The organism is Aquibacillus sediminis, from assembly GCF_005870085.1.
Taxonomy (GTDB): domain Bacteria; phylum Bacillota; class Bacilli; order Bacillales; family Amphibacillaceae; genus Aquibacillus_E; species Aquibacillus_E sediminis.
In genome coordinates, this window is sequence record NZ_SZNM01000002.1 from 270,079 (window position 1) to 282,835 (window position 12,757).

Consider the following 12,757-nt stretch of genomic DNA (forward strand, 5'->3'; position numbering starts at 1 on the left):
AAAGAAAGGTGGGGTTTCTTGTGATCGACTTGTCTTGGAAAGTATTTAGTCAAACAGGAAACATTGAAACCTATTTATTGATGAAGGAACTTGAAAATGTATATGATGAAACATTTCATTCGAAAAATGAGGAAAAGGAATTAAAAGAGTTAGATACACAAATGTGAATATAATTGGAATCAGGTGAAAACGTTGTTCGAAAAAGTAGAAGGAATTATTTTGCGAACACATGATTATGGGGAAACACATAAAATAGTCAATATTTTAACAAAGGAAAAAGGAAAAATAGGTGCAATAGCAAGAGGCGCGAAAAAACCAAAAAGTCGAATGGCTGCGATAACGCAGCCATTTATACATGGTTCATTTTTAATTCAAAAGGGATCCAGTTTAGCAACATTACAACAAGGTGAAGTGCTCACATCGTTACGTAAAATTAGAGAAGACATTATTAAAACAGCATATGCAACCTACATAGCCGAATTGACGGAGAAACTTGTCGATGAAAAGCAACCGGATTTCTTTTTGTATAATCAACTATTTCAAACGTTACTATTTATTGCGGAAGATAAAGATCCAGAAATATTAGCAATCATTTATGAATTAAAAATGTATCAGAAGAATGGTTTTGCCCCCCAAGTAGATCATTGCGTTAGTTGTCAAGGGGAATTTGATCGATATGTTTTTTCTGTTTTAGAGGGTGGTTTGCTATGTACGAACTGTATGCATATTGATCCCAACTCTAAAGCATTGCCGCCCAAACTAGTAAAGTTGTTACAGGTTTTCTCATCAATTGATGTTGCTAGGATTGGAAATATCTCCGTTAAGCAAGAAAACAAACGTTTGCTCCAACAATTAATGGACGCATATTATGAACAATATGGTGGTTATTTTATTAAATCGAAAAAGTTTCTTAAACAATTGGACATGTTAAAATGAGATACTATTGACAAACGATTAAAATTTCAGTAAGATTTTAGTTAAATTTGACACGTATTGCAATGATAGAGAGTAGTACTTAACCTCTTCTTTTTAAGAGAGTCCAGGATGGTGGAAACTGGATAAAGAAGGTTTAAGGAAGGCACTCTTGAGCAGGTTGGTAAAAGTGGCTAACTTATTAGAGTTAGCAAATAGGGTGGAACCGCGGAAATCCCGTCCCTATGTCTTATTAAGACATAAGGACGGGATTTTTTGTATTTGAGAATAGATTAAATGGAGGTTTAACAATGACGATTCAAGAAATGATTTTAACCTTGCAAAAACACTGGTCAGATCAGAATTGTATATTAATGCAAGCGTATGATGTTGAAAAAGGTGCAGGTACGATGTCACCGATGACACTATTACGGAGTTTAGGGCCAGAACCATGGAATGTTGCATATGTCGAACCTTCCCGTAGGCCAGCAGATGGTCGTTATGGGCAGAACCCGAATCGTTTGTATCAACATCACCAATTCCAAGTGATTATGAAGCCGTCTCCTGAAAATATTCAAGAATTGTATCTCGATTCATTAAAAGCTTTAGGAATTGATCCTTTACAACATGATATTCGGTTTGTTGAAGACAACTGGGAAAACCCAACCCTAGGTGCAGCTGGATTAGGTTGGGAAGTTTGGTTAGATGGCATGGAAATTACCCAATTTACTTATTTCCAACAAATTGGTGGATTAGAAGCAAACCCTGTTGCCGTTGAAATTACATATGGAATTGAACGACTTGCTTCTTACATTCAAGATAAAGAAAATGTATTTGATTTAGAATGGACACATGGCGTAACGGTAGGAGATATTTTCTATCAACCTGAATATGAACACTCAACTTATACTTTTGAAGAGTCAGATACAGACATGTTATTCAATTTATTTAGCACGTATGAACAGGAAGCGAAGCGAATCATGGAAAAGGGACTTGTTTTCCCTGCTTATGATTATGTTCTGAAATGTTCCCATACCTTTAACTTGCTAGATGCAAAAGGTGTGATTTCTGTTACCGAACGTACTGGTTATATTGGAAGGGTGCGAAATCTTGCACGAGCAATTGCAAAAGCCTATGTCGAAGAACGGGAACGTTTAGGATTTCCAATGCTAAAAGGGGAGGCTGTCACTGATGAAAACAACTAATGTACTGTTTGAAATAGGACTAGAAGAAATGCCTGCTCGTTTTTTAAACGATGCACAAAAACAGTTAGAGCAAAAAACACGCGATTGGTTAACCGAATTACGTATTCCGTTTGAAAAAATTAAAACCTATGTTACCCCAAGAAGGTTAGCCGTTGTTATAACCGAAGTTGCAGAGAAGCAACACGACATAGAAGAAGAGGCAAAAGGTCCCGCTAAGAAAATTGCATTAGATGAAGAAGGGAATTGGTCGAAAGCTGCAATCGGGTTTACAAAGGGGCAAGGCAAAAATGTCGAGGATATTTATTTTAAAGAATTAAAAGGTATAGAGTATGCTTATGTCAATAAATTTATTGAAGGGAAACAAACGAAAGAATTATTACCAGCTTTTAAAGATGTTATTTTAAGCTTAACGTTTCCTAAAAATATGAGATGGAGTAATCACAATTTGCGGTTTGTTCGTCCGATTCGCTGGATGGTAGCCTTGAATGAGCATGAAATTATTCCATTTGAAATAACAGGTGTTCCTACAAACAACGAGTCACAAGGTCATCGTTTTCTAGGGGAACCAATCGAGATCTCTTCTCCTTCAACCTATGTGGATCAATTAAAACAACAATATGTTATTGTGGATTCAGATGAACGAAAGGACTTGATTTTACAAGGAATCAAAGCACTAGAAGGGAGACAAAATTGGAAAGTAGTGGTTGACCAAGATCTTCTTGATGAAGTTAGTCATTTGGTTGAGTTTCCAACTGTATTTTCTGGAGCATTTAGTGAAGAATTTTTATCTGTACCTGAAGAAGCGTTAATCACTTCGATGAAAGAACATCAACGGTACTTTCCAGTGAGAACCCAAGATGGAGAACTACTTCCTAACTTTGTCGCGGTGCGAAATGGGGATGACCATCACCTTGAGACAGTTTCCAAAGGGAATGAAAAAGTGTTAAAAGCTCGTCTTTCTGATGCACGTTTCTTTTATGAAGAAGATCAAAAGCATTCAATCGAAGAAAATGTGAATAAATTAGAAAAAATGGTGTTTCAAGAGAAATTAGGAACGATTGCTGATAAAGTAAGACGTACAATCACGATTACGAAAAAGCTTTGCTCGTTATTACAGTTAGACGAACAAACAACTAAGAATGCTGTTCGTGCCGCTGAAATAAGTAAATTTGATTTAGTAACGAACATGGTCAATGAGTTTACAGAGCTACAAGGTATCATGGGTGAAAAATATGCAATCCTATTTGGTGAGAATCAACAAGTTGCTAAAGCTATTAATGAGCATTATATGCCGCGTCATGCTGGTGGAGAATTGCCTGAAACGGTTGCAGGTTCTGTTGTTAGTATTGCGGATAAATTAGATACGATTGTTGGTTGTTTATCTGTAGGTATTATTCCAAGTGGTTCACAAGATCCATATGCATTAAGAAGACAGGCGCTTGGAATTTTACAGATCATCAATAATCAAGCGTGGGATGTGAATGTAGATGAATTGTTTGCCACTACACTAGAGGTTTATCAACATACCGATATTGAAACAAGTGATTTGAAAGAAGTCGCAGAAAGTATTAAAGAATTCTTTACGTTACGAGCATCTTATATTCTAAAAGATCAACAAGTGGACCAAGATGTTAGGGATGCAGTGTTAGCTAGTGGAATCGGTAATGTTGCTTTTACGATTGCGAAAGCTAAACAACTAATGGAAAAGCGTCATGATTCATCCTTTAAACCAACACAAGAGGCATTGGTAAGGGTGCTTAATATTGCAGCTAAGGGTGAGGATACAGGTATTGATCCTCAATTGTTTGAGAATAAACAAGAACAGGAGTTGTTTGATACTTTCCAGACAGTAAACACCACGTATCAAAAGTGCCTAAATAATCATTTAGCTGATGAAGCATTGCAACAGCTTACAACATTAACTAGTCCAATACATGAGTTTTTTGAACATACGATGGTAATGACGGAAAACGATAATTTAAAAACCAACCGTTTATCATTGTTAAACCAAATTGCGGATATCATCTATGCATTTGCTGATTTAACGAAAATACAATGGAAACAGCAACAGTAATTGCTGTTTCCATCTGTATTTGAACAACAGGGGGGAATACTTATGGATAAACTGATAACCTATGTCGTATCTGACTCAGTTGGAGAAACCGCAGAATTCGTCATTAAAGCTGCATTGAGTCAATTTATTTTAGATGAAGAATATGAGATTCATCGAATCCCCTATGTCGAAAATAGTGACATTCTAAAAAAAATAGTTGCACAGGCAAGTACGCAAGGAGCAATTATTGGTTTTACACTTGTAGACCCAGTTTTTAGAAAACTACTATTAAGTGAAGCTAAAAAGTTGAATGTAGAATGTATAGATATTATGGGGCCAATGATGGAAGCGATGGAGCGAGTGTTTAACCGAGCACCGAAACTGGAACCGGGATTAGTTCACCAGTTAGATGCGGACTACTTCAAACGTGTGGAAGCAATCGAATTTGCTGTTAGATACGATGATGGTCGTGATCCGAGAGGTATTTCCCAAGCAGATATTATTTTGATCGGTGTGTCTCGTACATCTAAAACACCGCTTTCTCAATATTTAGCTCATAAACGACTCAAAGTAGCGAATGTACCGATTGTTCCAGAAGTAGAACCGCCGAAAGAACTATTTCGAATCGACCCTTCCAAATGTATTGGCCTTAAAATAAGTCCGGAAAAATTAAACGATATACGAAGGGAACGGTTACGAGCATTAGGACTAGGTCCACAAGCGCATTATGCAGATATGAAACGGATACATCAAGAAATTTCTTACTTTGAAGAAATCATTAAAAAGATTGGTTGTCCTGTAATCGATGTGTCGAATAAAGCTGTCGAAGAGACTGCTAATGTAATTGTTAATATGATGAGGGAATGAGTTATAAGAGAGGCTCTTACTTGTACTTTAGTAAGAGCCTTTTTGTCGTTTCACAACTGTATGTTTAATGGGAAAATCCAGACTAAAGAACGATATACCAAAATGAAGAACTTGAGCTTAACCGCCAAATAAGCTTGAAAAGTAGAATAACGGAGGGGGGTACCGGGCCGGACGAAATAGCACTTTTTTGAAAAAATACCCCAAAATCACAAAAAAACTTCAAAAAAAGTATAGTAATTTAGTTTTTTTTGTATTATAATTATTTTTTGTGAAAAAATGTTTCTATATAAACCTTTTTGCATACATATGATTATTCAGAAAAGTGGAACATTTTACTCACTAGAAGGAATCCGCTTCTATTTATCGAATTAATGACTATAATCAGAATATATGCAATTCAAATTTATTGCTATGAAAGATGATTTTAGTTAAGGAGGTATATTGTTAATACATGTTTATCTATCATGCTTTTTAGACAACAATATACAACAAGACTAATTTTTATTTTTGAAAAAATGTCGAATCATGAAGGGTTTTCTTTATCTTTATAGAATATAAAGTATAAGATATGGTGATTTTCATGCCTGGTCAAATTCCAGAAGAAACGATAGAACAAATTCGAAAGTCAAATGACATTGTGGATATTGTTGGTGAATATATTCAATTAAAGAAACAAGGTCGAAATTATTTTGGATTATGCCCATTTCATGGTGAAAAGACACCATCGTTCTCAGTTGCGCAGGATAAGCAGATTTTTCATTGTTTTGGCTGTGGTAAAGGTGGGAATGTCGTCACTTTTATCATGGAAATCGAAGGTTATTCCTTTTACCAAGCAATTACCTATCTAGCTGAAAAGAGTGGGCAAGAACTCCCAGAACAAATTCAACAAAAAAATGAACATCATAGTAGTGAACATCAAGATGTTCTAAAGGCTTATGAATGGTTAACTAAATTATATCATCATTTGTTAAGACATACAAAAGAAGGTAAAGAGGGGTATCATTATTTATTAGATCGAGGTTTTACTGACGAGATTATAGATGCCTTTCAATTAGGTTTTTCGCCTAAATCCAAAGACTTTGTTGTCCAGTTTCTAGAAAATAAAGGATTTCATCGTCAGACAATGGTGAAAGCCGGTGTTTTGACAGCAAATGAAGAAAATGATGTAACAGATCGTTTTCGTGGCCGTGTCATGTTTCCTATTCGAAATCATACAGGGAAATGTGTAGGTTTTGGTGGTAGGACGATTACAGACCAGCAACCGAAATATTTAAATAGTCCTGAAACAGAATTGTTCCAAAAAGGAAAACTGTTGTATAACTTTGATTTGGCTCGTCCGCAAATTCGTGCTAAGTCCGAAGCGGTCTTATTTGAAGGGTATATGGATGTTATTTCAGCTTATCAAGCTGGTGTTACCAATGGCCTTGCAACATTAGGTACGTCGATTACAGAATCACAAGCCAAGCTAATCAAGAGGTATGTCGATACGATCATCATTTGTTATGACTCGGATCAAGCTGGTATTCAAGCCTCACACAAGGCAGCCAAATTGTTGAAAAAAGTTGGTTGCACGGTGAAAGTTGCAAACATGCAACACGGGATGGACCCTGATGATTATATTAGAGAATATGGTGCAGACCGATTTAAAAAAGAAGTCATTGACCTAAGTGATCCGTATATGACATTCCTGATGAAATATATCCGAAAAGATTTTAATCTAAATCTAGAAGGAGATCGCATACAATATGTTGAAAATGTACTTGATGAACTTGCACAAATTGACAAACCTGTCGAAAGAGAACACTATCTTAAAGAGTTAGCAAATGATTTTGATTTATCTTGGCAAACATTAGCGCAAGAGATTAGTACGCGAAGGCAAAAGGTGGGTGTTCAGCAGGATAAGCCAAAACAAACGAGCCATACTAACATTATAACGAAACCTGTTAAAACTAAAAAGTTATTACCAGCTTATCATAATGCTGAAAGACAGTTGATAGCCTATATGTTGACGGATGTTACGATTGCTGACAAAGTCAAAGAAGAATTAGGTGGTGCCTTTAATGTTGATGAACATAAAGTAATTGTCACCTATTTATATGCTTTTTATGAAGAAGGGCATGAATCGAATATTAGTCAGTTTATCGAATTTCTTCCAGACCATGCTACAAAAGAATTAGTAGTACAGATTGGTATGATACCTATCCATGATGACATCACGTCTCAGGAAATAAATGATTATATCCGAACCATTTATTTAGAGCAAAGTGATAAAGTGAAAATAAACCAGTTAAAAGCTAAACAAAAGGAAGCTGAGCGGCAAAACGACCCTGTTAAAGCAGCTCAAATTGGTATGGAAATACTAGAAATTCAAAGGCAATTAAAAAACTCTAATCATTGATATAGAAGTAAGTTGGAAGGAGGGGGACTCATGGCAAATAATAAGCCATCAAGTTCTAAAGAAACAAATAATGAACTAACTCTTGAACAAGCGAAAGAACAATTATTAGAGTTAGGTAAAAAACGTGGTGTGTTAGCTTATGAAGAAGTTGCAGAGCGTTTGTCTAGCTTTGAATTAGAATCCGAACAAATGGATGAATATTATGAGTACCTAGGGGAACAAGGTGTTGAAGTGATTGGTGACTCTGAAGAAGACCCAAGTATGCAACAGCTTGATAAAGAAGAGGAATTTGACCTAAACGATTTAAGTGTACCATTGGGGATAAAAATCAATGATCCAGTTCGTATGTATTTAAAAGAGATTGGACGTGTTGATTTATTATCTGCTGAAGAAGAAATCAATTTAGCTAAACGAATCGAAGAAGGTGAGGAAGAAGCCAAACGTCGCTTAGCTGAAGCGAACTTACGATTGGTTGTAAGTATTGCAAAGAGATATGTTGGGCGTGGTATGCTGTTCCTTGATTTAATTCAAGAAGGGAATATGGGCTTAATAAAAGCTGTTGAAAAGTTTGATCATAGTAAAGGTTACAAATTTAGTACGTATGCAACATGGTGGATCCGTCAAGCGATTACACGTGCAATCGCAGACCAAGCAAGAACGATACGTATTCCTGTACACATGGTTGAAACCATTAATAAATTAATTCGTGTTCAAAGACAATTGCTACAAGATTTAGGACGTGAGCCAACTCCTGAAGAAATTGCAAAAGACATGGAATTATCCCCAGACAAGGTAAGGGAAATATTAAAGATTGCCCAAGAACCTGTATCTTTAGAGACACCAATTGGTGAAGAAGATGATTCACACTTAGGTGATTTCATTGAAGATCAAGAAGCTACATCTCCATCAGACCACGCTGCATATGAGTTGTTAAAAGAGCAGTTAGAAGATGTATTAGATACGTTAACAGACCGAGAAGAAAATGTTTTACGCTTGCGTTTCGGATTAGATGACGGACGTACTCGAACGCTTGAAGAAGTTGGTAAAGTCTTTGGTGTAACGCGAGAACGTATTAGACAAATTGAAGCCAAAGCATTACGTAAATTACGCCATCCAAGCCGAAGTAAACGACTAAAAGATTTTATGGAATAGATATAAAAATAGCTCAGTCATTGTAGTTCGCAGTGGCTGTGCATTTTTATTTTTTCTTCTTGATGGAGTTGACATGATGACAGAAGAGAGAAAGCGCACCATTATAAATGAAATAAAGTATTGGAAACAACATAATCTATTACCAAGCCATTATTGTGATTTTTTACTTGCCTTATATTCTGAAGGGCAGGATATCTTAAATGATGATAACGTTTCACCCAATAACTGGTCCATTAGGTATACAATCATCTTGTTTGCTGATTTGTTGATGTTATTATTAACTTTCTTTGTCATTTATTTTACTCAATTAGCAACCGTAATGCAAATTGTGTTTATAGTAATTTTGACAACAATATCGTATTTTCTTTTTTGGTATTGGAAGAAGGAAAACACAAAGCTATTGCATTATCTGATGATTATTTTTTTATTCCATATATTTTTGGATAGCGTTTTCATTTCGGGGCTTGTTTCATCAATGACATGGGTGTTTTACGCCGTTTTTTTATTAAATTGTCTTGTCTGGGTCATGATAGGTCGATTAAAAAAAGTAATTTTTTTGACTATATCTGGTATTATTGGGATAATCTTATTATTAGTTATCATTTTTATCTAAAATTTATTAGAAATGTAATACCTTTCCCTTTTATCTTAGTGTAAATTACAGTAAAATAAGGGTAGTTTTGGAAGTATTATCTAAATTTTTAGTACAAAAGGGGATACATAAGGAGGAAGTGAAAACATGAAAAGGAACCCAGTTATTCCTTATGCAATGATCGCGGTTTTGGGGATACTAGCTATGATTATTTTATCCGTGATAGGTCTTAACCAACAAGAAGAAATTGCTCAAGGTGATGGGGAGCAAACAGAAGAAGCGGTTAGTAGTCCAGAAGAAATAGCACAAGCAAGCTGTGTGAGTTGCCATGGGGGAAATTTAGAAGGTGATTTTGGACCTGATTTGACAACAATTGGTAGTAAGTATACCGAAGAAGAGTTATTAGACATTATTCTTAACGGTATTGAAGGAACATCCATGCCAGGGGGGACTGCTCAAGGTGAAGATGCTGAAGTGTTAGCGGAATGGCTAGCAGAACAGAAATAAAGTAAAGGTTAAAGCTTTCTGATTAGCTCAGAAGGCTTTTCTTTTTAATATGCTCAAGGAGGACAAGTCATCAATGAATGGAAAAACATTATCAAAACGCTTGGAATTAGTTGCTTCATATCTAAATGAAAAGGGAGTATTTGCTGACATTGGTTCTGATCACGCTTATTTGCCATGTTATGTTTGTTTGCGTGATCCCAAAATTGCTGCAATTGCTGGAGAATTAAATGAGGGGCCTTATCAGAGTGCCCGAAGTACTGTACAAGAACTTGGTTTAGAAACACGTGTCGAGGTAAGGAAAGGAAATGGGTTGGAAGTAATACACCCAAACGAAGTGGATCAAGTTGTGATTGCAGGTATGGGCGGAGCGCTCATAGCGGACATATTAGAACAAGGGAAAGATAAGTTAGGTAAAGTTGAACGAATAATTACACAACCAAATGTTGATGCGGATGCCTTGCGCAGATGGTTTTACTATAACAATTTTGTTTTGATAGATGAACAAATTATTGAAGAATCAGGACATATATATGAAGTGCTAGTTGCCGATGCTGGAAAAAAACCAACTCCTTATTCAAAATATAATTTACAGGCAGAACTTTTATTTGGCCCTTTTTTGATGAAACAAAAGTCAGCTCCCTTTATTAAAAAGTGGAAAATAGAAAAGCAAAAACGCGTACATGCTTTGGAACAAATGGAAAAAGCAAAAGTCCCAAATCAAGCAAAGATGAATCAATTTCAATCAGAAATAAAAACAATTGAGGAGGTTATCGGCAATGACTAAAAACATATTAGTAAAAGACCTTGTGAATTGTATGGAAGCATGGGCTCCCAAATCACTTGCGTATGAGTGGGATAATGTAGGGTTACAAGTTGGTAACTTAGAAAAACCGGTCGAAAAAGTGATGGTAACATTAGACGTTTTGGAAAATGTTGTGGAGGAAGCGATTGCTGAAAAGGTGGATTTGATTATTGCGCACCATCCTTTACTATTTCAACCATTAAAACAAATTGATACAACAACCCCTTCTGGGAAAGTTATCCAAAAGTTGTTAGCCCACCAAATTGCTGTTTATGCAGCGCATACAAATCTAGACATTACAAGTGGTGGTGTAAATGATCTGTTAGCTGAAAAGCTTCATCTACAAGACACGGACGTTCTCATAAAAACAGGGCAGCAAAAATTATATAAATTCGCTGTATATGTTCCTGCAACACATGCAGGCACCTTAAGACAATCATTAGGGGACGCAGGAGTAGGCCATATTGGCAATTATAGCCATTGTATGTTTAAAACGGATGGACAAGGTTCTTTTAAACCTTTAAGTGGAACGAATCCATTTATTGGCAAACAGGGCGAACTGGAAGAAGTGGATGAAGTAAGAATAGAAACAATCCTAACAGAAGATCAGCAGTCACTCGTTTTACAAGCGATGAAGGATGCACATCCTTATGAAGAGCCAGCTTATGACTTATATCCTTTAGTTAACAAAGGGGAATCAGTTGGATTAGGAAGAATTGGTACGTTAACGGATTCGATGTCCTTAAGGGATTTATGTGACTATGTGAAAGAACGATTAGATATTACGGCATTACGTGTGATTGGTGACCTTGAGCAAACAGTAAACAAAGTGGCAGTACTTGGCGGAAGTGGTAAAGGGTTTATAGAACAAGCAAAACAAAAGGGTGCTGACGTGTACATAACAGGTGACATGACCTATCACGATGCACAAGATGCATGGCAGATGGGGTTAAATGTAATTGATCCAGGCCATCATGTTGAGAAAGTGATGAAACAAGGTGTGAAGCATTATTTGGATCAAAACCTTGAGAACGACTCTGTAAAAGTTATTGTATCCAACGCAAACACAGAACCATTTCAATTTTTATAAAATTTATGGCGCATTTTACTTTCCAAAGACGATCACCAGATTCTTATGGCTTCCAAACAAAATGAAAGAACGGTAAATTTTATTGCGCAATAGCTTTTAGTGACAGTCAGTAAAAATAAGACTGCTTTGGTAGTTTGGGCCAAGAGCAGTCTTTCCAATGGTTCACGCTTTCTTTTTTGCTTTTACTTTAGGTAGAATTTTGGATTGTTGGATGGTTGATTGCTTCGACCATGTCGATTCATTATTCCTATCATATTGCTCAATAAACTTAATGACTTCTTTTGTTATTGGGGTGGGTGTGGATGCGCCAGCGGTTACAGCAACTTTCCTTACATCTACCAACCAATTTAAATCGATTTCACTAACATCTGCGATTCGGTATGCTTCTGTACCGGCAATTTCTTTCGATACTTGTGCTAAACGATTCGAGTTATTGCTTTTTGGGTCTCCAACTACAAGGGTAAGGTCCGCTTCTTTTGCTTGTTCAGCCACAGCTTCTTGTCTTACTTGGGTTGCCATGCAGATTTCTTGCACCATGTCTGTTTGTGGATATTTTTCTTTTACTTTTTGCATCACATCATAAACATCCCATTGACTCATAGTTGTTTGATTGGTAACAAGAATTTTGTCATGATTTAATTGAAGTTGTTCTACGTCTTCTTCTGTTTGTACTAAGTGGACATCATTTGGAGCAACACCAACCGCTCCTTCTGGTTCGGGATGGCCCTTTTTACCAATATAAACGACTTTATAGCCTTGTTTTACTTTTTCGCGAATAAGATCGTGTGTACGTGTAACATCAGGACAAGTGGCATCAAGAACTGTTAATCCTTTGTCACGTGCTCGTTGTTTTACTTCAGGAGAAACACCATGGGCTGTAAATATAACGGTTCCATCATGGATCTCTTCGAGTAAATCTGCACGATTTTTTCCATCGAGTGTAATGACACCTTCTTCTTTAAAGGCTTCTGTTACATGGGAGTTGTGAACAATCATTCCAAGTATATATATAGGTCGAGGTAAATTAGGATCTTTGACAGCGTTTTGTGCAATTACCATGGCATCGACAACTCCATAACAGTAACCACGCGGAGCAATTTTAATAACTTCCAAATTAGTTCCCCCTCATTCAAATTCTGTATGTTTCTAGGGCATCAGTATCATTATAAAGGTAAAACT

Annotated in this window: 12 protein-coding genes and 1 other annotated feature; of the genes, 11 read left to right on the forward strand and 1 reads right to left on the reverse strand. The window is 36.3% G+C overall.

The features are described 5' to 3' along the window. Nucleotides 1–20 precede the first annotated feature (20 nt). From FCI53_RS03095 to FCI53_RS03145, 11 genes are all read left to right on the forward strand, one after another. The gene (locus FCI53_RS03095; protein ID WP_138415736.1) at nt 21–167 is read left to right on the forward strand and encodes a YqzL family protein; all 147 of its coding nucleotides are present in this window, start codon (nt 21–23) and stop codon (nt 165–167) included. Between the two features lie 16 nt (nt 168–183). Continuing rightward, nucleotides 184–936: a DNA repair protein RecO gene (gene recO, locus FCI53_RS03100; RefSeq protein ID WP_342774157.1), complete on the forward strand. Its 753-nt coding sequence runs from the start codon at nt 184–186 to the stop codon at nt 934–936. Between the two features lie 53 nt (nt 937–989). Next, nucleotides 990–1,160 (forward strand) — a binding site (T-box leader). A 63-nt stretch (nt 1,161–1,223) separates the two neighbouring features. Beyond that, entirely contained in the window at nt 1,224–2,117 is an 894-nt protein-coding gene (glyQ, locus tag FCI53_RS03105) for a glycine--tRNA ligase subunit alpha (RefSeq protein ID WP_138415740.1), read from the forward strand. After that, nucleotides 2,104–4,191, forward strand: a complete 2,088-nt coding sequence (gene glyS / locus FCI53_RS03110) for a glycine--tRNA ligase subunit beta (protein ID WP_138415742.1) — start codon at nt 2,104–2,106, stop codon at nt 4,189–4,191. Before glyQ ends, glyS begins: the two co-directional genes overlap by 14 nt. 42 nt (nt 4,192–4,233) lie before the next feature. Further along, nucleotides 4,234–5,037, forward strand: a complete 804-nt coding sequence (locus tag FCI53_RS03115; protein ID WP_138415744.1) for a pyruvate, water dikinase regulatory protein — start codon at nt 4,234–4,236, stop codon at nt 5,035–5,037. A 580-nt stretch (nt 5,038–5,617) separates the two neighbouring features. Further along, nucleotides 5,618–7,435, forward strand: coding sequence for a DNA primase (dnaG, locus tag FCI53_RS03120; RefSeq protein ID WP_138415746.1), 1,818 nt, complete (start codon nt 5,618–5,620; stop codon nt 7,433–7,435). 30 nt (nt 7,436–7,465) lie between these two features. Continuing rightward, nucleotides 7,466–8,587, forward strand: coding sequence for an RNA polymerase sigma factor RpoD (gene rpoD, locus FCI53_RS03125; RefSeq protein WP_138415748.1), 1,122 nt, complete (start codon nt 7,466–7,468; stop codon nt 8,585–8,587). 76 nt (nt 8,588–8,663) lie between these two features. Then, nucleotides 8,664–9,200, forward strand: coding sequence for a hypothetical protein (locus FCI53_RS03130; protein ID WP_138415750.1), 537 nt, complete (start codon nt 8,664–8,666; stop codon nt 9,198–9,200). A gap of 126 nt (nt 9,201–9,326) precedes the next feature. After that, nucleotides 9,327–9,686: a cytochrome c550 gene (gene cccA, locus FCI53_RS03135; RefSeq protein WP_138415752.1), complete on the forward strand. Its 360-nt coding sequence runs from the start codon at nt 9,327–9,329 to the stop codon at nt 9,684–9,686. Nucleotides 9,687–9,759: 73 nt separating this feature from the next. Further along, entirely contained in the window at nt 9,760–10,470 is a 711-nt protein-coding gene (locus tag FCI53_RS03140; protein WP_246049991.1) for a tRNA (adenine(22)-N(1))-methyltransferase, read from the forward strand. Beyond that, on the forward strand, nt 10,463–11,578 hold the full coding sequence (locus FCI53_RS03145; protein WP_138415756.1) for a Nif3-like dinuclear metal center hexameric protein: 1,116 nt from the start codon (nt 10,463–10,465) through the stop codon (nt 11,576–11,578). Before FCI53_RS03140 ends, FCI53_RS03145 begins: the two co-directional genes overlap by 8 nt. 162 nt (nt 11,579–11,740) lie before the next feature. Here the strand turns inward: FCI53_RS03145 and FCI53_RS03150 are convergent, their stop codons facing one another. Continuing rightward, complete coding sequence (locus FCI53_RS03150; protein ID WP_138415758.1) at nt 11,741–12,691, reverse strand: 4-hydroxy-3-methylbut-2-enyl diphosphate reductase; 951 nt, start codon at nt 12,689–12,691, stop codon at nt 11,741–11,743. Nucleotides 12,692–12,757: the final 66 nt, after the last annotated feature.

Excerpts from the sequence above, each read along its gene's own strand:
- FCI53_RS03115 (WP_138415744.1), top strand. The coding sequence starts at position 4,234 with ATGGATAAACTGATAACCTATGTCGTATCTGACTCAGTTGGAGAAACC.
- rpoD (WP_138415748.1), top strand. The coding sequence starts at position 7,466 with ATGGCAAATAATAAGCCATCAAGTTCTAAAGAAACAAATAATGAACTA.
- FCI53_RS03140 (WP_246049991.1), top strand. The coding sequence starts at position 9,760 with ATGAATGGAAAAACATTATCAAAACGCTTGGAATTAGTTGCTTCATAT.
- FCI53_RS03130 (WP_138415750.1), top strand. The coding sequence starts at position 8,664 with ATGACAGAAGAGAGAAAGCGCACCATTATAAATGAAATAAAGTATTGG.
- FCI53_RS03145 (WP_138415756.1), top strand. The coding sequence starts at position 10,463 with ATGACTAAAAACATATTAGTAAAAGACCTTGTGAATTGTATGGAAGCA.
- dnaG (WP_138415746.1), top strand. The coding sequence starts at position 5,618 with ATGCCTGGTCAAATTCCAGAAGAAACGATAGAACAAATTCGAAAGTCA.
- cccA (WP_138415752.1), top strand. The coding sequence starts at position 9,327 with ATGAAAAGGAACCCAGTTATTCCTTATGCAATGATCGCGGTTTTGGGG.
- glyQ (WP_138415740.1), top strand. The coding sequence starts at position 1,224 with ATGACGATTCAAGAAATGATTTTAACCTTGCAAAAACACTGGTCAGAT.
- glyS (WP_138415742.1), top strand. The coding sequence starts at position 2,104 with ATGAAAACAACTAATGTACTGTTTGAAATAGGACTAGAAGAAATGCCT.